General features: G+C 48.9%; 17 protein-coding genes. 5 read left to right on the top strand and 12 right to left on the bottom strand.

The features are described from left to right. Positions 1-98: 98 nt before the first annotated feature. From NE473_RS04680 to NE473_RS04665, 4 genes are all read right to left on the bottom strand, one after another. The gene (locus tag NE473_RS04680; RefSeq protein WP_055649320.1) at positions 99-1,991 is read right to left on the bottom strand and encodes a sensor domain-containing diguanylate cyclase; all 1,893 of its coding nucleotides are present in this window, start codon (positions 1,989-1,991) and stop codon (positions 99-101) included. 265 nt (positions 1,992-2,256) lie between these two features. After that, positions 2,257-3,096 (bottom strand): bifunctional 5,10-methylenetetrahydrofolate dehydrogenase/5,10-methenyltetrahydrofolate cyclohydrolase, encoded by an 840-nt coding sequence (locus tag NE473_RS04675; RefSeq protein WP_055649319.1) that lies wholly within the window; start codon positions 3,094-3,096, stop codon positions 2,257-2,259. A gap of 19 nt (positions 3,097-3,115) precedes the next feature. Then, complete coding sequence (locus tag NE473_RS04670) at positions 3,116-3,742, bottom strand: cyclodeaminase/cyclohydrolase family protein (RefSeq protein ID WP_055649318.1); 627 nt, start codon at positions 3,740-3,742, stop codon at positions 3,116-3,118. Positions 3,743-3,950: 208 nt separating this feature from the next. Continuing rightward, the gene (locus tag NE473_RS04665; RefSeq protein WP_242866076.1) at positions 3,951-5,030 is read right to left on the bottom strand and encodes a helix-turn-helix domain-containing protein; all 1,080 of its coding nucleotides are present in this window, start codon (positions 5,028-5,030) and stop codon (positions 3,951-3,953) included. A 92-nt stretch (positions 5,031-5,122) separates the two neighbouring features. Between NE473_RS04665 and NE473_RS04660 the strand changes: the two genes are divergently transcribed. Then, on the top strand, positions 5,123-6,745 hold the full coding sequence (locus NE473_RS04660) for a SulP family inorganic anion transporter (RefSeq protein WP_055649317.1): 1,623 nt from the start codon (positions 5,123-5,125) through the stop codon (positions 6,743-6,745). 59 nt (positions 6,746-6,804) lie between these two features. On the opposite strand, the gene NE473_RS04655 is transcribed toward NE473_RS04660, so the two are convergent. Genes NE473_RS04655 through argC form a run of 6 tightly spaced genes read right to left on the bottom strand, consistent with a single transcriptional unit; the run spans position 6,805 to position 12,124 of the window. Then, a complete protein-coding gene (locus NE473_RS04655) occupies positions 6,805-8,025 on the bottom strand; it encodes an aspartate aminotransferase family protein (RefSeq protein ID WP_022033612.1) in 1,221 nt (406 codons plus the stop codon). Continuing rightward, positions 8,015-8,911 carry an acetylglutamate kinase gene (gene argB / locus NE473_RS04650; RefSeq protein WP_006776300.1) on the bottom strand — a complete coding sequence of 299 codons (897 nt, stop codon included), beginning with the start codon at positions 8,909-8,911 and terminating at the stop codon, positions 8,015-8,017. Before argB ends, NE473_RS04655 begins: the two co-directional genes overlap by 11 nt. Before the next feature lie 17 nt (positions 8,912-8,928). Further along, positions 8,929-9,300: a DUF6483 family protein gene (locus NE473_RS04645; protein ID WP_006776202.1), complete on the bottom strand. Its 372-nt coding sequence runs from the start codon at positions 9,298-9,300 to the stop codon at positions 8,929-8,931. Positions 9,301-9,344: 44 nt separating this feature from the next. Further along, on the bottom strand, positions 9,345-10,568 hold the full coding sequence (argJ, locus tag NE473_RS04640) for a bifunctional glutamate N-acetyltransferase/amino-acid acetyltransferase ArgJ (protein ID WP_055649316.1): 1,224 nt from the start codon (positions 10,566-10,568) through the stop codon (positions 9,345-9,347). 20 nt (positions 10,569-10,588) lie between these two features. Then, entirely contained in the window at positions 10,589-11,035 is a 447-nt protein-coding gene (locus NE473_RS04635) for a GNAT family N-acetyltransferase (protein WP_006776200.1), read from the bottom strand. 48 nt (positions 11,036-11,083) lie between these two features. Beyond that, complete coding sequence (gene argC / locus NE473_RS04630; RefSeq protein WP_055649315.1) at positions 11,084-12,124, bottom strand: N-acetyl-gamma-glutamyl-phosphate reductase; 1,041 nt, start codon at positions 12,122-12,124, stop codon at positions 11,084-11,086. A 342-nt stretch (positions 12,125-12,466) separates the two neighbouring features. Here argC and NE473_RS04625 point away from each other — a divergent pair, with 342 nt between their 5' ends. Then, positions 12,467-13,696 carry an argininosuccinate synthase gene (locus NE473_RS04625; RefSeq protein WP_006776197.1) on the top strand — a complete coding sequence of 410 codons (1,230 nt, stop codon included), beginning with the start codon at positions 12,467-12,469 and terminating at the stop codon, positions 13,694-13,696. Between the two features lie 139 nt (positions 13,697-13,835). Here the strand turns inward: NE473_RS04625 and NE473_RS04620 are convergent, their stop codons facing one another. Further along, the gene (locus NE473_RS04620) at positions 13,836-14,387 is read right to left on the bottom strand and encodes a helix-turn-helix domain-containing protein (RefSeq protein WP_022033615.1); all 552 of its coding nucleotides are present in this window, start codon (positions 14,385-14,387) and stop codon (positions 13,836-13,838) included. A 149-nt stretch (positions 14,388-14,536) separates the two neighbouring features. Between NE473_RS04620 and NE473_RS04615 the strand changes: the two genes are divergently transcribed. The 3 genes from NE473_RS04615 (at position 14,537) to NE473_RS04605 (ending at position 16,962) form a co-directional block, all read left to right on the top strand. Continuing rightward, positions 14,537-15,118, top strand: a complete 582-nt coding sequence (locus NE473_RS04615; protein ID WP_055649314.1) for a LysE family transporter — start codon at positions 14,537-14,539, stop codon at positions 15,116-15,118. 204 nt (positions 15,119-15,322) lie between these two features. Further along, positions 15,323-16,102 (top strand): NYN domain-containing protein, encoded by a 780-nt coding sequence (locus NE473_RS04610; protein WP_006776192.1) that lies wholly within the window; start codon positions 15,323-15,325, stop codon positions 16,100-16,102. A gap of 65 nt (positions 16,103-16,167) precedes the next feature. Further along, positions 16,168-16,962 (top strand): Rpn family recombination-promoting nuclease/putative transposase, encoded by a 795-nt coding sequence (locus NE473_RS04605; protein ID WP_050797853.1) that lies wholly within the window; start codon positions 16,168-16,170, stop codon positions 16,960-16,962. 96 nt (positions 16,963-17,058) lie between these two features. Here the strand turns inward: NE473_RS04605 and NE473_RS04600 are convergent, their stop codons facing one another. Next, complete coding sequence (locus NE473_RS04600; RefSeq protein WP_055649313.1) at positions 17,059-18,237, bottom strand: glycoside hydrolase family 88 protein; 1,179 nt, start codon at positions 18,235-18,237, stop codon at positions 17,059-17,061. Positions 18,238-18,258: the final 21 nt, after the last annotated feature.

Raw genomic sequence — 18,258 nt, 5'->3', positions numbered from 1 at the left:
GCGGCAGTAATTACTACCAAGTATCAAAAAATCCAGCCGGAATAGCAATAACAATCTTCCGGCTGGATTTTACTTACCTCCAAGAGCCCTAAGCCCCCTCAAACAATCGTATACCCATTCTTCCCTCTCTGCTTCGTCTGATACAGCGCCTCGTCCGCATTCTGATACAGCGTATCAAAATCCGCTCCTGCCCCGGGGGCGATGGACACTCCTATGCTGGCCGACATACTCCAGCTCTTGTTTTCCTTCACGCACGTTACCTGCAGCGCCTGGGATAATTCTTTCGCCTTCCCTTCGATCCAGCCGCCATCCGGCGCTGAGAGAAATACTGCAAATTCATCTCCCCCTATTCGCCCCAGCACATCGTCTGCCCGGAAATGTTTTCTGATAATTGACGTAAACTCCTTAATACAGAAATCTCCAAATGCATGGCCGCAGGAATCGTTTGCCTGCTTAAAATTATCAATGTCAAACAGAAAGAACGCATAAATCCCATCTGTTTTTGCAGACAGCAAAGCGGCGATTTTCCGTTCCGTCTCTGTCTTTGTGAGGAATCCTGTCATCTCATCAATGGAAGCCAGAATCTCTTTTTCCTTTTCTGACTCTATGTTTTTCCGGTATGTAAACATGTGGAGGCAGCCGTCCTCCTGTGAGAAGAAGATATAGGCATCAATCCGCATCCAGAAGTATCCGTTTCCATCCTGGGTAATCATAAAGTCATATCTTAAATGACTGTTTCCTTTTTCATATTCACGGATTACATTTTTGGGGGTAAACACAGCGATATACCCTGCCCGGTACTCTTCCTTAATCTGTTTTTCTGCAATCACTTTAAGTCCCTGGTCATAAGGCAGATTTCCGGCCCCCAGACTCTCAAAGTACTGCTCCGTCAATTTATTCGCAGAACGGTTTTTTGTGATATTAAGCTCATAAATATTATCGTATAACTGCTCCGTCGCTCTCTTAAACGCATCCTGACGTTCTTCAATCAGCTGGGTAATCTGTCTGTTAAAGTTACGGAGAACCGTCGTTATTACCAGCAAAACCGTAATAATAATCGCAGCAATAATGAATCCGGTCTGATACAGGCGCGCCTTTATCTCTCTGACCATCATTCCGTTATTCTGTTCCACAATCAAATGCCAGGTCAATTCGGGTATATACCTGGACACAATATAACTCCTCTCCTGACCTCCCACCCCCGTTTTCGTCCACAATTCCAGGTTGGAAGAGTCCTCCTTCCATTCCAGAACCCGGCCGCGAATCTCCTCCTGTCCGCAGATCTCAAACCAGTCTGTCTTATTATATCCTGTATGCTCGGAAGAAATCTCAATCTTTCCGTCTCCATCGACCAGACATGCATTTAAGTGATATTTTTCCTCATACTCTTTCAAAAATTCCTTCAGGTAGCTGACCCGCATTCCTACTCCCACAACCCCCAGGAAGTCTTCATCTGGTCCGAATATCTTGCAGTTCACAAATACAGTTATCGCATTATCCGCACCGTTTACCTCATCGTTATCCACATTTACAGAGTATTCCAAATCATTTTTAAGCATACTGAAATACCAGTTATTTTCAGGTTCATCCTCCGTCAGCACTCTGTCAACTCCATTAAAATTGTAATACCGGTTTGTCTGAGCAGATACCAGAAAAACCGAGTCAAAGTCGTATTTTTCACGATACGTCTTCAGATAATTCTTAATCTTCCAGGCGTATGCTTCATCTTCCAGGTTATCTGCCTCATTCTCCAGATGATCCACCAGAAGACTGTCATGAGCCATGGTAATGGAAATATTGATCGGCTTTGTAAACAGAGCCGTAAGCTGATAATAAATCCCTTCTGTCGTCAATGACGCCACCTGTTCGATATTATTAAGAGACGCCTCATAATTAGCCTGATAGCTAAAAAATGCAGTTACCACAAAACCAAAAATCAAGATCACACTGACCAGTACGTTTGTCTTTAAAAGCTCCCGATTTTTTCCCACAACGAGCCTCCTTAATCTGACCTGAATCCCACTGTTCTATTTCTGATATTCCTTCCCTGTATTTAAGTATACCACACAATACGTTCTTATAAAGTTAAAATCTGTCTGCTTTACTAAATAAGACAGTTTCTTACGGTTTTCCGCCTGAACAATAAAGAAAGAAGCTCCCACGGAAAATCATGTGCTGTAAAACACTGAATTCCATGAAAGCTTCTTATCTCTTTCAGGGCAATGAATTTAAAAACTGGTATGATCCGTTTTTCATTTACTCGTTCCGGACAGCCGCCATCACCAGATGCTTTGCAAGCACTGCTGTCGTCACTGCACCGATTCCGCCCGGCACCGGCGTCGCCATGGACGCGGTTCCCTCCAGCGTCTCAAAATCCACGTCGCCGCAGAGTTTTCCGTTCTCGTCCACATTGATCCCCACATCGATCACCACTGCGTCTTTTCCGACGCTCTCTTTATCAAGCATCTTCGCCCGGCCCGCTGCCGCTATCAGAATCTCAGCATTCCGGCAGGTTTCTTTTAAATTCACAGTCCGCGTGTGGCAGATGGTGACGGTTGCATTCTCCTTTAACAGAAGCATGGCCAGCGGTTTACCGACTACCATGCTGCGTCCTACAATCACCGCCCGCTTTCCGTTAATGGGGATTTCATACGCTTTTAACGTCTCGACCACCGCCTCCGCGGTACACGGCGCATAGCCTGTGCTGTCACCTGCAAACACCTTTGCGATATTCTCCGGCGATATTCCGTCCAAATCCTTTTTCGGATCAATCATGCGCTCAATGTCCTTCTCACAGATCTGCTTCGGCAGCGGACGGAGCAGAAGAATTCCATCGATCTCCGGATCTCCATTGATCCTCTGAAATTCCGTTTTAAATCCCTCATCCCTAATATCCGCAGGATAGGCATAGACTTCGGCCGTAAGGCCAAAGGCCGCCATCTTCTTCACCGCCCCGCGCTCATACGACAAATCGTCCGGATTTTCACCCACACGGATAATGGCAAGCTTCGGTATCCTGCCGCCGCACTGCTTCAGCAGCTCCGCCGTCTCCTCTTTTATCTTTGCAGAAACTTCTGCACCTTTTAATGTGATCATCTTTTTATTCCTCTCCTCTTCAGCGCAGTGCGTGTTCCACCTTCTGATAGACCGCGTCGGCCGCTGCGGTCCCACTCTGCATCATCTGATCCGCATATCGATTCAATTCTTCGGCCTTCTCCCGGTCTTTCATGGATTTCGTATTGATCCACACGTTCATGACCGCACCGGTTAAAGCCGTTCTGATAAACTGAACACCCACGCCCACATCGCTGACCGCCATCCGGCTTCCCTTATCCGCCAGAATATCCATGATATGCAGAGCCTTCCCTGCAGCCTCCATCACCTGGATCGGAACGAGACTTGCCGTCAGGAGATGTCCTTCCAGCACCGCAGCTTTATGCGCTTTTTCCTCATCCGTAGTGCCTGGCAGACTGTAGGCCGCAGCCAGAGGCGCAAACACCTGCGCATCCTCATCGGCCAGATGGAGAAATTCTGCTTTCAGAGCTTCCAGCTGCCCGTTAAGGTCCTTCATCTCCTCTTCCACGTCCGCATACTTTTTCTTGCCGAGAGTCAGATTGATCACCATCTGCCCCAAAGATACTCCCGTTGCACCGCCCAGTGCCGCCGCACCGCCGCCCCCGGGAGTTGGTTTCTTTGATGATAATTCCGCCAGAAATTCTTCTGTCACCATTTCTTTGATCATAGTTCCCTCCTGATCCGTCTCACTAAATGCCTGCAGTTAATCTGTGCCCCGGCCATATTCCCTCCGCGGGAAGCGTACGGTTTCGCTTCTGTTCTGCCTTCCTTTAAACGGCGGCAAACCGGCGCCTGTATTACGTCTGCCGCCATTATACCATAATCACAAAATTCGGGAAAGACTATTTTTTTCGTTCCTTTCTCTGTCCATACAATTACAGTGCAGGCCCGTATTTACTTAAATACTTTTCTGCCAGATCGTCAAACTCCATCCGGCATTTTACCTTTCCGCATTCCGCCGCCATGGGACCAAATACCTCCAGTGTCATTTTCGCCCGCTCCTCCCATGTAGCCGGATCAACGAAATCGATGGTTCTCATATTGTGGAGCCGGTCGGCTAGTGCAACCAGAACCACCCGCTCATCACAGCTTGCGTACTTATCAAATTCTCTGTATTCGTTTAAAATCTCTTTCACAGCCGGTGTGACGGCAGGATCTGACAAATACGTTTCCGGCTCGTCTGCCATTTCCCACACATCATGGAGCAGACCGGCACAGACCGTGTCCTCATCAGCCCCCATATCTGCCAGAATAATCGCAGTATTAAGGGGATGCGTCACGTACTCGTCTCCCGAGCGGCGTTTTTTTCCTTCGTAAACTCTTTCGGCCAGCTCGTAAACGGCCTCCACGTTTCCTCTCCCGTACGCTGTTCCGGCTTCCCCCAGCACCTCAAACAGCAGCCCATATAATTCCTCTGGCTGTGCATGAACCGGTGTGTTTCTCAGATAAATCCCCATATTCTCCCAGTCTCCTTTCTCGAAAGCCTCTCCGACACGAAATGCCCGGAGGAGTGCGGGAGAATATCCGAATTGAGCCCGGAAGGCTCTGGTGAAGCCGCTGTGTGTCTCATAGCCGTAATCCAGCGCGGCATCCAGAATTTTTCGTCCCTCCCGTATTTCCCTGGCCGCACCGAACAGGCGCTGCTGCTTTACATAGTCCATTAAGGTAACCCCCATTTCCGCCCGGAACATCCGGGAAAAATGGCAGGCCGAATACCCAAACCGGTTCGACAGCCCCTGAACTGACAGCGGCTCTTTCGCATGCGAGCGGATATATAACGCACACTCCATAAGGATCTCTTTCTGTCCCAACACTCTCACTTCCTTTTTCGTTTTCTTCCTGACAGTTTTATTATATACGACCGGAAAGGGCTGACGCTGTTCCGCAATTGCTGAATTGCAGAGCTTCTTCCTGCTGCGCTCCTGTATTTTTTTCCATCCCTGCCTCCATCTCATTGATTTCCTGCCTTTCTTCTGCTATACTCATCCCGGTTTAAGGCAGCTTTGCATTGGAACCACAAAAACAAAGAGAATGGGATAGGATTACAATGATCAAGAATTACGTAACACAGCTAAAATCTGAATTTCGAAACTACAGCGGCGCCGACTGCATGAAGGATCTCATGGCCGGGCTGACGGTTGCGGCAGTGGCACTGCCCCTGGCGCTTGCATTTGGCGTGAGCAGCGGCTCTACTGCTGCGGCCGGCCTCGTTACCGCGATTATCGCAGGCCTCGTCATCGGTACGCTTTCCGGCGGATATTACCAGATATCAGGTCCCACGGGAGCCATGGCCGCCATCTTAATTTCCATCATCGCACGGTATGGAATGCAGGGTGTATTCACCGCCACACTGATTGCGGGAATTCTGCTGGTTCTGTGCGGCATTTTTCATATCGGCAGACTGACGGGCTTCATTCCCGCTCCCGTTATCACAGGCTTTACCTCCGGAATCGCCGTCATCATCGCACTGGGACAGATCGACAACTTCTTTGGTGTCACCTCAGAGGGCTCCAGCGCCATTTTAAAACTGTTAAGCTATGGCCAGCTGGGATTCCCTGTCAATATCCAGGCCGCTGCCCTGGGCCTCTTCGTTGTCCTGTTTATGGTTTTCTTTCCGAAAAAATGGAATGCAGTCGTTCCCGCTTCTTTTTTAAGTATTATTTTTGCAACGGTACTGTCCGTCATCCTGAACCTTGACATTCAGACCGTCGGAGCGATCCCGAAAACACTTTTTCTGGACACCCGGTTAGACTTATCCGCAATTACACCTGATCATCTCAGCGGATTGATCGGACCTGCCGTCAGCATCGCCATGCTGGGAATGATCGAAAGCCTGTTATGCGGTGCCAGCGCAGGAAAAATGGCAAATGTACGGCTAAACAGCGACCAGGAGCTGGTGGCGCAGGGGATCGGCAATATTATCCTTCCCTTTTTCGGAGGAATCCCTGCCACTGCCGCCATCGCACGTACCAGCGTCGCTTTGAAATCCGGCGCCCGGACAAGGCTGACCGGCATCTTCCACGCGCTGGGACTTCTGGCATTCATGTTTATCCTGGGGCCTGTAATGGCAAAAATCCCGCTCTCCGCTCTTGCGGGCGTACTGATGGTTACCGCGTTCCGTATGAATGACTGGCAGGAAATCAGGTATATCTTCTCCCATCATTTCAAGGGAGCCGCCGCCAAATATCTGATCACCATGGCGGCCACCATCGTATTCGACTTGACAACCGCAATCCTGATCGGCGTCGTCACCGCTCTGGTTCTTCTCGTCAGCCGACTGGCAAATATTGAAATTAATTATGAAAAGGTAAACATGGACCGTGTCCGCAGCTCGGATGCGGCGCTGGCAAAGGAGTTCGGCAACGCAGTCGTTGCCTATCTGACCGGCTCCGTCATCTTTGCCAATACTCAGGCAATCGAAGAAATGGAAACCTGTACAAAGGAGTATGATACGGTACTGCTGTCCATGCGCGGCGTTTCCTATATGGATATCTCGGGAGCAATTGCTTTCATGCATGTACTGTCTGATCTGCAGGCGGAAGGAAAACGCATTCTTTTGTGCGGAGTCCCCACCAGCACGATGGCAATGCTGAAACGCTCCGATATCTATGATATGATTGGCGAAGAGAATTTTTACTGGAGCGTGGAGAAAGCAATTTTACATAAGTAAGACTGAGGCATTGCCCCCTGGAGTGCAATGCCTCAGTCTTTTCCATATTACGTTCACGTTCAGATTTCCGTCTGCTTCAGCACGTTAGCCAGACGCTTTACCATCTCATCCACGTGTTCCTTCTCTATAATGAGCGGTGGTACAAATCGAATGATACTGCTGCCCGCGCTGATTAACACCAGCTTTTCTTCGAGAAGCGCCTTCTGCACAATGGGTCCAACCGGCATATGAAACTCCAGCCCCTGCATCAGCCCCATGCCCCGGTGGCCGGTAATGCAGTCAAACTGGTCAGCCAGTTCATCAAGCTTTTTCCACAGATAGCCGCCGATCTGATTCACATGGTCCACAATCCCGCGCTTTTCAAATATACTTAACACGGTGTCAGCCGCCGCTGTCACCAGCGGGTTTCCGCCGTAGGTGGTGCCGTGATCTCCCGGAACCATTGCCTCTGCCGCTTTCCCGGAGGCCAGGAATGCGCCCACCGGCACCCCGTTTCCCAACGCTTTGGCCACCGTCATGACATCCGGCTTCACGCCGTACTGCTGCCACGCAAACATGGAACCGGTACGCCCCATACCACACTGGATCTCATCGAGGATCAGCAGCATGCCGTGTTCATCACACAGCGCCCGGACACCCTTTAAGAATTCCTCTTCTGCAGGATAGATCCCTCCCTCGCCCTGAACAGTCTCCATGATAACCGCGCATGTATTCTCATTTACCAGCGCCTTCACACTGTCCAGATCATTAAAATCAGCGAATTTAATTCCCGGAATCAGCGGCTTAAACGGCTCCTGGTAATGGTCATTACCTGTGACCGACAATGCTCCCATGCTTCTTCCGTGGAAGGAATGGCGCATGGCAATGATCTCGTGGACGCAGCCTTCTCCCCGCTTCTCTCCGGCCGCCTTATTGTAGGCGTACCTTCTGGCGATCTTCAGAGCGCCCTCAATGGCTTCGGTCCCGCTGTTGGTAAAGAACACTTTATCCATGCCGGATGCCGCCAGAAGCTTCTCTCCCGCATCGATGGAAGGCACATTGTAAAATAAGTTGGAGGTATGAAGAAGCTTATCTACCTGTGTCTTCACAGCCTCGTTGTACTCTTTGTCATTATAACCAAGGCCCATGACCGCGATGCCCGCCCCGAAGTCGAGATACTCTTCGCCTTCCGTATCATAGAGGAATACGCCGTCTCCATGATCAAATATGACCGGAAAACGGTTGTATGTCTTATAAAATTCCTGTTCCGCTTTTTGGATATATTCCTGTTTATTCGGCATGGTAATACCTCTCATCTCCCGTCTTAAATATGGCAGTTCCAATCCCCTTATTCGTAAAGATTTCCAGGAGCAGACAGTGTGGAATCCGTCCATCCATAATATGGACTCTGGAAACCCCCTGCTTCATGGCATCAATACAGTTCTGAAGCTTTGGAAGCATCCCCCCGCCCAGTGTCCCGCTGCTCACAAAATCCTGGGCCTCGTCGATGGTCATTTCGGAAATCAGGGATTCCTTATCTTCAAAATCCCTGTATACCCCCTCCACATCAGTCAGAAATGCCAGTTTCTCTGCCTCCATCGCCGTAGCAATGGCACAGGCTGCATCATCCGCGTTAATGTTGTACGTCTTAAACTCTTCGTCAAATCCCACCGGACAAATGATAGGAAGAAAATCTTTTTCTAACAGGTCATAGATAATCTGCGGGTCCACTCCGGTGATATCGCCCACATAACCGATATCCTCGCCGTCCGCGTATCTCTTTTTACACTGCAGCATCATGCCGTCCTTGCCGCTGATGCCGACCGCCTTCACTCCCAGCTCATTGACCAGCTGCACCAGGCTCTTGTTCACCCGGTTAAGCACCATCTCGGCGATTTCCATGGTCGGCTCGTCTGTCACACGCAGGCCGTTGATAAACTGCGGCTCCATGCCCACTTTTCCGACCCATTTGCTGATTTCCTTGCCGCCGCCGTGGACGATAATCGGTTTAAAGCCTACCAGCTTTAACAGGACGACGTCCTGAATCACATGCTTTTTCAGTTCTTCATCCACCATGGCGCTGCCGCCGTATTTTACGACGATAATTTTCCGGTTAAACCGCTGAATATATGGAAGTGCTTCTATCAGTACTTCCGCCTTCTGCATAATGCTCTGATCTAAATCCATTTCTCTGCTCCTCCTTGTTAGTGGAATGGCAAATCTACGCCAAATTCTTTACCCAAATGCTCAATTCCCTCTTGAATCTCTTCCCTGGAAAACTGATGCGAATCGAGAAATTCGTCATCATATTCATTCAAATGAAGATAAAATGACGCCGCCATTTCAAAATACCCGGAACTCTTATCCACCAGTTCATCGAGCAGGATATTCTCCGCCTCGTTGATCTGTCCTTCGTCTGCCATGGTGATCAGCTTCTTGTATAGACTGTGGGTCGCTGTAAATTTCTCATCTTCCGGCAGAACGTAATTGATATCGTCTTTTCCGAGAATCAGGCGGGCCAGAACTCTCGCCATATCCTCTATCATCCGCATGATGTAATCATCTTTTACTGCCATCGTTCCTTCTCTTTTCTCACAAAATTCCGGTACCGTGTTTTCTGTCAGGAACGGTAGTCCGCATTGATTTTCACATAATCAAAGGTAAGGTCACAGCCCCACGCCGTCGCCGAACACGATCCCATCTTAATATCGGCAGTGGCCGTCACCTCCGGCTCTGAGAGGATCTTCGTGGCCTCCTCCTCGCTGTAGGGAAGCGCAACCCCATTTTCAATAATCTGGAGTTTTCCCGCTGCACTCTCAAAATACAAATCCACGTTCTCCGGGTCAAACACAGCGCCGGAGTATCCCATGGCACAGAGAATTCTGCCCCAGTTTGCGTCATGGCCGAAGATTGCGGCCTTTGTCAGGCTGGAGGTAATCACCGATTTGGCCAGGGTCACCGCCTGCTCTTTCGTCTCCGCCCCCACTATTTTCACTTCAAACAGCGCTGTGCAGCCTTCACCGTCACCGGCCATCTTCTTTGCCAGCGTCTCATTGATGAAGTTCAGGGCTTTCACGAATTCCTGGTAATCTTCATTTTTCTCCGTGATTTCAGGATTCCCCGCCATGCCGTTGGCCAGCAGAAGAACGGTATCGTTGGTAGAAGTGTCTCCGTCAACAGAGATCATGTTGTATGTATCTTTGATATCCTCGCGGAGTGCTTCCGTCAGAAGTTCTTTTGATATGGCCAGATCCGTGGTGACGAAGCTGAGCATGGTGCACATATTGGGATGAATCATACCGGAGCCTTTGCACATGCCGCCGATGGTCACGGTCTTTCCTCCCGCCGTAAAGGTTGCCGCCACCTCTTTATTCACCGTATCGGTGGTCATGATCGCCTTCGACGCGGCGGTTCCCCCCTCCAGCGTACCGGAAAGGCCGGGGGCCATGGCTTTGATTCCAGCCGTAATCCGGTCCATGGGAAGCTGCATGCCGATTACACCGGTAGAAGCCACGAGAACTGCACTCTCCGGAATCTGTAAAGCTTCCGCGGCCGCCTTCGCCGTATCCAGACAGTATCCGTACCCTTCCGCTCCGGTACAGGCGTTGGCGATTCCTGCATTTACCACGACAGCCTGGGCATACGGGGAAGCAGATACCACCTCCTGATCCCATTTTACAGGAGCCGCCTTCACGATATTCGTCGTAAAGGTTCCCGCCGCCTTACACGGCTTCTCACTGTATATCATCGCCATATCCATGCGGTCTTTATACTTGATGCCCGCAGCTGTCGATGCGGCCAAAAATCCTTTCGCGGCAGTTACGCCGCCGTCTGTCTTCTTCATACCTGACCTGCTCCTCTCTGTTATTCAATGAATCTTGTGATATTTTCCTCATTCAGTGTAAAATCATAGTAATTCAAATCATCCCGGAATGTCCAGCCGACTTTTCTCCAGAATTTATTTCCGATGGTGTTGGACTTAAATGCAATCAGACTCACCTTGTTAATCCCCTCCGCCTTCAGCGCATCCATGGCTGCCAGCGCCATCTGATGGCCGATTCCGTGTTTCCTGTACTTCTCAGCCACACAGACATGGTACATACAGCCCCTCCTCCCGTCATGGCCGCAGAGAATCGCTCCGATCACAGTCCCAGCCTCCTCCGCCACCACGCTGGTGGATGGATTTCTCTTTAAAAACTTTTCTACCCCTTCTCTGGAATCATCCAGGGTTCTGATCCCAAATCCTTTGATTCCAGACCATAAATGCCAGACCTGGTCGTAGTCGTCTATCGTCATTGTCCTGATTGTCATACGCTCTTCCCTTACGCTTTCCTTCCTGCTTAGAAATGCCTGCTTCCGTTACGGGAACATTGGAACCAGCTTCAGTCCCTGATTCTCCGGAAGGCCGAACATGATGTTCATATTCTGGATCGCCTGCCCTGCGGCTCCCTTCACCAGATTATCCATGGCTCCCATCATGACGATCCGGTTCGTTCTCGGATCAATCTTAAAGTTCACATCTACAAAGTTGCTGCCCTCAACCCATTTTGTCTGAGGTACTTCATCCCGGTCCAGCACTCTCACGAAATACTCGTTCTCGTAATATTTATCGTAGACTGCCTTCACGTCTTCATAGGTCACGCTCTTAAGCAAAGTTCCGTAGGCCGTCACCAGAATGCCTCTGTTCATGGGAACGAGATGCGGTGTAAAGCTGATGGTCACAGGCTTTCCCGCCGCCAGGGACAGCTGCTCCTCAATCTCCGGTGTATGGCGGTGAACGCCGACGCCGTAGGCCTTGATACTCTCATTGACCTCACAGTACAGGTTATCGATCTTGGCCCCGCGCCCCGCGCCTGATGTTCCCGACTTTGCGTCGATGATCACCGTGTTGGGGTCGATGAGTCCCTCCTTCACCAGCGGATAGACCGATAAGAAAGAGCAGGTGGGATAACAGCCCGGATTGGCGATCAGACGGGCGTCTCTGATCTTGTCCCTGTTGATTTCCGGCAGTCCGTATACGGCTTCCTTAATATATTCCGGTGTCTTATGTTCTATTTTATACCACTTCTCATACACTGCCACGTCCTTAATCCGGTAGTCAGCGCTTAAATCAATGACCTTGGCCTTTGATAAAACCGCCTCATTCATGAGAGACGCACAGAATCCCTGGGGTGTGGCCGTGAATATGACATCGACCTGCTCTGCCAGCGCTTCCATATTATCATCCATACATGCATCATCTGCAAACTGTACCATGTTTTTAAATACCGACGCGTACTTCTGGCCCACGTAGCTCTTGGACCCGTACCATGTAATTTCCACATCATCTCTCTGCAAAAGCAGCCTTGCCAGCTCACCGCCCGCATATCCGGTTGCTCCCATGATTCCTGCTTTCATCATAATCATTCTCCTCTTCTATTGGATTACCGTAGTTCATACTCCGTGCCTGTTACTGTCCTGCCTTGATTATAGTAACTTTCCTTCTGAAAGAAAAGTCCCTTTTGGGGTTTTCCTGTATTCTTTTTTATACCGCTTTACCGAAGCCATGTTTTCTCCGGTAATGATAGTTCATAATTATACATTGCAAATGCATATTATGCAAGTTTTTTTTGAATATTTTTATTTTACTCTTGCATTTTCCTTGATAATGGTGTATATTTATGAAAGTTCAAGAAGCCAGGAAACAGAGTTTTACAGGCTTTGGGGAAATGTTCACGATCTATATTCAGGAGGATTCTTAATATGAAAGAGAAAGTTATTTTAGCCTATTCAGGCGGACTCGACACAACTGCTATTATTCCGTGGTTAAAAGAAAATTTTGATTATGAAGTTGTCTGCTGCTGCATCGACTGCGGTCAGGGCAATGAACTGGATGGCCTCGAGGAGAGAGCCAAATTATCCGGCGCATCCAAATTATACATAGAAGATTTAGTCGATGATTTCTGCGACAACTACATCGTTCCATGTGTTCAGGCCAATTCCGTCTATGAGAATAAATATTTACTGGGCACCTCCATGGCACGTCCGGCCATCGCTAAAAGGCTGGTCGAAATCGCCCGCAAGGAAGGCGCTACCGCCATCTGCCACGGCGCCACAGGAAAAGGGAACGACCAGATCCGTTTTGAGCTGGGCATCAAGGCTCTGGCTCCTGATTTAAAGATTATCGCTCCATGGCGTATGACCGATGTATGGACCATGCAGTCCCGCGAAGACGAGATCGAATACTGCAAACAGCACGGCATCAACCTTCCGTTCTCCGCAGACAACAGCTACAGCCGTGACAGGAACTTATGGCATATCAGCCACGAAGGTCTGGAACTGGAGGATCCGGCCAACGAACCGAATTACGATCATTTACTGGTTCTCGGCGTTTCTCCTGAAAAGGCTCCGGACGAAGGCGAATACGTTACCATGACCTTTGAAAAAGGCGTTCCCGTCAGCGTAAACGGCGAAGCAATGAAGGTTTCCGATATCATCCGGAAATTAAATGAACTGGGCGGCAGGCACGGCATCGGCATCGTTGATATCGTTGAAAACCGTGTCGTAGGCATGAAGTCCCGCGGCGTCTATGAGACTCCCGGCGGAACCATCCTGATGGAGGCTCACCAGCAGTTAGAAGAGCTGGTGTTAGACCGCGCCACCATGGAAGTCAAGAAAGACATGGGCAACAAATTCGCCCAGATCGTCTATGAAGGAAAATGGTTTACCCCTCTCCGTGAGGCAATCCAGGCTTTTGTGGAATCTACTCAGCAGTATGTAACCGGCGAAGTTAAGTTCAAGCTTTACAAAGGCAATATCATCAAGGCCGGCACTACAAGCCCATACTCCTTATACAGCGAGTCCCTCGCTTCCTTCACCACCGGCGATTTATACGATCACCACGACGCTGACGGCTTCATCACCTTATTCGGCCTGCCGTTAAAGGTACGCGCCATGAAGATGCAGGAGCTGGAGAAGAAGAACGGGAAATAAAGCGAAAAAACCGGCATTTTCGCCGGGAAGAGCGGCTTGCCCGCCTGTATCAGACCGATCATATTTCATACTTGAAAACGGAGCAGACAGAAAATGCCTGCTCCGTTTTTTCTTCTGTTCCCTGTACAGAAAAACCGGCTTAAGGATTATAAAGAATCATATGCAAAACCGCTTTCCCAGCTCCTGTATTCCGGTAGGAATGGGGATTGTCTGCCCGAAACCGAATACTCTCTCCTTTTTCAACCGGAAACGTCTGCCCATCCACCCGGATGACGATCCCGCCCTCAAATACGGTAATAAACTCTGTTGTCCCCTTCAGATGCGGTTCTGATTCCCAATAACTGCCTTCCTCCAGTTCCAGATAATACACTGCAAATCTGCGATTCTCGTCATCAGGAAAAATAGAATAGTTTTTAACCTTTCCGCTGTCTTCCAAAAGAGGCTGAACTTCCGACGTCTTCACGATCTCATATACGCGCTCAGGGCGTACGGTGAGGGCGTCAAACGGAACCTTCATGCCATTGGAAATCTTCCATAATGTGGACAGAGTCGGATTCCCCTCCCCGCGTTCAATCTGTGCAAGCATACTCTTACTTACACTGCTCAGTTTGGAAAGTTCCTCCATGCTCAGTTTCTTCTCTTCCCGCAGCCGTTTTATATTTTTAGCAACAATTGTATTCATGGGGTCCATAAAAATGCCTCCTTCTATTGACATTATATCGTACATATTGTATTATTATATCGTACAGTACAATATATTAATCATTTTATATCATTATATAGTTCTTCCTGAGATTTGTAAAGCGGAAGGAACTTTTTCAGGGAATAAGGAGGCTCCATATGTTTCATTTATCTGATTTTTTAATTTATTGTTTTATCACCGCCTATACGCCTGGAGCTAATAACCTATTGTCTATGAGCAATGCCGTACGGCTCGGCTTCCGCAAAAGCATCCGTTTTAATTTCGGCATCCTTGCAGGCTTCTCAGTGGTCATGGCCGTCTGTACCATCTTCAGTGCAGCGCTTTATTCCCTGCTGCCAAAGGTAAAACCTGTCATGCAGATCGCAGGAGGAGTCTATATGCTGTATCTTGCATGGAAAGTCTTACAGAGTACGGCTGATTTAGATGCCGGACAAAAAGACGGAGCCGGTTTTCTCTCCGGCATGATCCTGCAGTTTTTCAATCCCAAGATATATATTTATGCAATAACCACAATATCTCTTTATATTCTTCCAGTCTTCCATTCACCAGGAGCATTGGCCGGCTTCGCCGTACTGTTGTCGCTGATCGGTGCTTCCGGTTCCTTCGTGTGGGCATTGTTCGGGGCTGCATTCTGTAATTTTTTCTCCAGACATACGAAGGCTGTAAATCTGGTTATGGCACTTTTGCTCGTTTACTGTGCTGCTGTACTGTTTATATGACGGAATGCCCGGCCGTCTTTCCTGGGCCCGTTACCCGCGGGGTTTTATAATTTTGCTTTATGATTTTGCTTTGTGATTTATGAAAGAAATCCTTGCAATTGTCTCCGTCCTCTGGTATTCTAATTCTATCAGCCATATTCTGGCATATCTATTTATCTTCCGTTTTCTTAAACGGTCTAATACCACATCTGAAGGAGAATCCTCATGAACGAAGCAATCTTAAAAACATGTATGCAGCAGTGCAACTCTGCGTCTGAAAATGTAGGCATTTTCGTCGACTTTGACAACATCTATTACAGTCTGAAGGAATACGGTGTCAATCCCGAATCCCCTGAATACTGCGTCTTTTCGCTGATGGAGCGGATTTATTCCATCAACAAGATCCGTACCCTGCGGGCGTACGCCGATTACGACCAGGTAGGTGTATCCCTAAAGCATCTCCAGGAAATGCGGGTACAGATAAAGAATGTCTATGGAAACGGTCTGGAAGAAGAATACCGGAAGAATGCTTCCGACATTGAGCTCTCCGTGGACGCCCTTGAAATCTACTACCGATCCCCCGAGATCGATACCTTCGTCTTCCTCACCTCCGACAGTGATATGATTCCCATCATGAGCCGCCTCACCTATAAAGGAAAGCACATCCACTTATTCTGCATCGACGATCACACCTCCCACTATCAGGATATTTCCCGATTCTGCCATTTCAAATGCGATCTGCTTACCCTCTTCGAAATTGATCCCCAGCGAAAAAATCCGGAATTCTGGACGGACCGCGCCCTGACAGAAATTGCAGCCTGGTATTCCGTCAGAAAAAACAGCGATATGATGCTGGGCGGTAAATGGCTTAACCGCCTTCTCTGTGAAAAACTCCAGATCTCATCCCGTGCTGCCAGCCGTATTATCACTTATCTAAAGGACAACAATCTAATCCGCGAAACCTCCAACGACGCAGGCCACACCGGCTTTTTTCCGGCAGTCTGAACTGATCCGTTATATTGGTCTTTCATGATTTCAGTGTTTATGATAAAATAGAAGGAGAATATACCATGGAAAAACGAATGGAGGACTTAAATCTGGAGGATGATTTCCTTTTTTCCAGAGTTATGTGTGACGAAGAGATCTGCCGCTGTGTACTGGAGAAAATTTTGAATATATCTATCAGAAAAATCGTCCTTCCCGAACAGCAGAAAACCATCGATTTACTGCCGGACAGCAAAGGCGTGAGACTCGATATCTATGTGAATGATGACATCGGAACCATCTATAACTGTGAAATGCAGCGCGGTAAGCGCGGACCGCTTCCCAAGCGCAGCCGCTATTACCAGGGTAATATTGATCTGGACGCTATTTCAAAAGGCGAACCCTATACCCGCCTGCGCCGAAGCTACATTATTTTTATCTGTACCTTTGACCCTTTTACAGAAGGCCGGCATATCTACACCTTTCAGAACACCTGTCTCGAAAGCCCCGGGCTTCTCCTGGGAGATGAGGCAACGAAACTGTTTTTAAATACAAGAGGAACCCTTGACGACGTAGATGATGAGATGAAAGAATTTCTGGCCTACATAGAAAACACCACCGACACCTTTGCCCGGCAGGCTAAAAGTCCACTGGTCAAAAAGATCCATCAGAGAGTAACCGCGGTAAAACAGAACAAAGAAATGGAGGCGGAATATATGACATTGATGCAGAGAGACAGGGAGAATATTGAACAGGGCGAACGAAGGATGGCTGCTCTCACAGAACTTCTCTTAGATCAGAAACGAACCGATGATTTAAAACGCGCAATTAAAGATGAGGATTATCGGGAACAGTTATACAGGCACTTTAACATCGGGTAAAACAACGACAGCCGTCAGAAAAGAAATGGGGAACCAGCGGCATTCGGCCACGGTTCCCCATTTCTTTATCAAAGCTTTATAAAGTTCTGTTCTCTTCTACCAGTAAGGATTCCAGTCCTTCATTCTCCTGGTCAGCGCTTCCATATAAAAATAGTCACCCCATGTATTACATTCATCAACGCCCCTGTTTCTGCATGTATTATACTCGGAATCCCGCGCATACGTTCCATGAAGCAAAAGGCCGTTGGAGCGGGTTTTATCCGTGTTGGCGCAGTGATCCAGCAGAGCCCGGAGCATCTTATCGGCGGCTGTCAGATACTTTTCTGCCGTCTCTTCGTCCAGATAACGGCTCATCTCCAGAATTCCGCAGATGGCGATGGCCGAAGCTGAGGAATCACGTGGCTCTGTACTTCCCGTATCAAAATCGAAGTCCCAGTACGGAACCAGATCTTCCGGCAAATAGGTGATAAAATAATCGGTGACCTTACAGAATAACTCAAGGTATTCCGGCTTTTTTAGGTACCGGTAGCTCAAGGCGATGCCGTATACGCCCCACGCCTGGCCTCTTGCCCAGGCAGAACCGTCCCGGTTTCCCTGATGGGTGACGCCGTGGTCCGGTTCTCCGGTCACCGTATTGATAAAATAGGTGTGGTAGGTGGAGCAGTCCGGTCTCATCACACACTTCATCGCTGTTCTAATGTGGTTTGCCGCCTTATCGGCGTAATCAGGATTTCCGGTAACCTCGCTGGCCCAGTAGAGCAGCGGCAGGTTCAGCAGGCAGTCGATGATCAGACGGTATTCCGACGGTTCATTGACGTTGCCCCATGCCTGGATAAAACGGCCATTTTCCCGGTAACGGCCGGCCAGATGATCCGCTGCCAGAAGGGCTGCTTCTCTGGCATGACTGCTGCCGGTCAGCTTATAGGCTGCCACGCAGGAAAGGCTGTAGAGAAATCCCATGTCATGGTGATTTACATCGATCTTTTCCCTGATCCGTTTTAAAAAGCTTTCGACCTGTGATTCCGCCGCCTCTTTAAAACATGCCTCTCCTGTATATTCATAAGCCAGCCAGATCACGCCGGTCCAGAATCCGGTCGTCCATTCAACATTTTCTGTTGGCAGATAAAAGCCGCCCTCGCTGTTGGAACTCTCAAAAAACTCAGTAAATTCCGGCAGATTGGATCGTATGATCTCCGCAGCCGCATCCATATATTTCTTCCTCATCGCCGCATCCGTACCCGGATACTGACGGATTCGTTCCATCGTCTGCGCCATATTCTGTCTCCTCTCTCTCCG

It is taken from the genome of Hungatella sp. SL.1.14, assembly GCF_024460495.1.
GTDB classification, from domain to species: Bacteria; Bacillota; Clostridia; order Lachnospirales; family Lachnospiraceae; genus Hungatella; species Hungatella hathewayi.
This window is presented reverse-complemented; position numbering and strand designations above follow the sequence as displayed.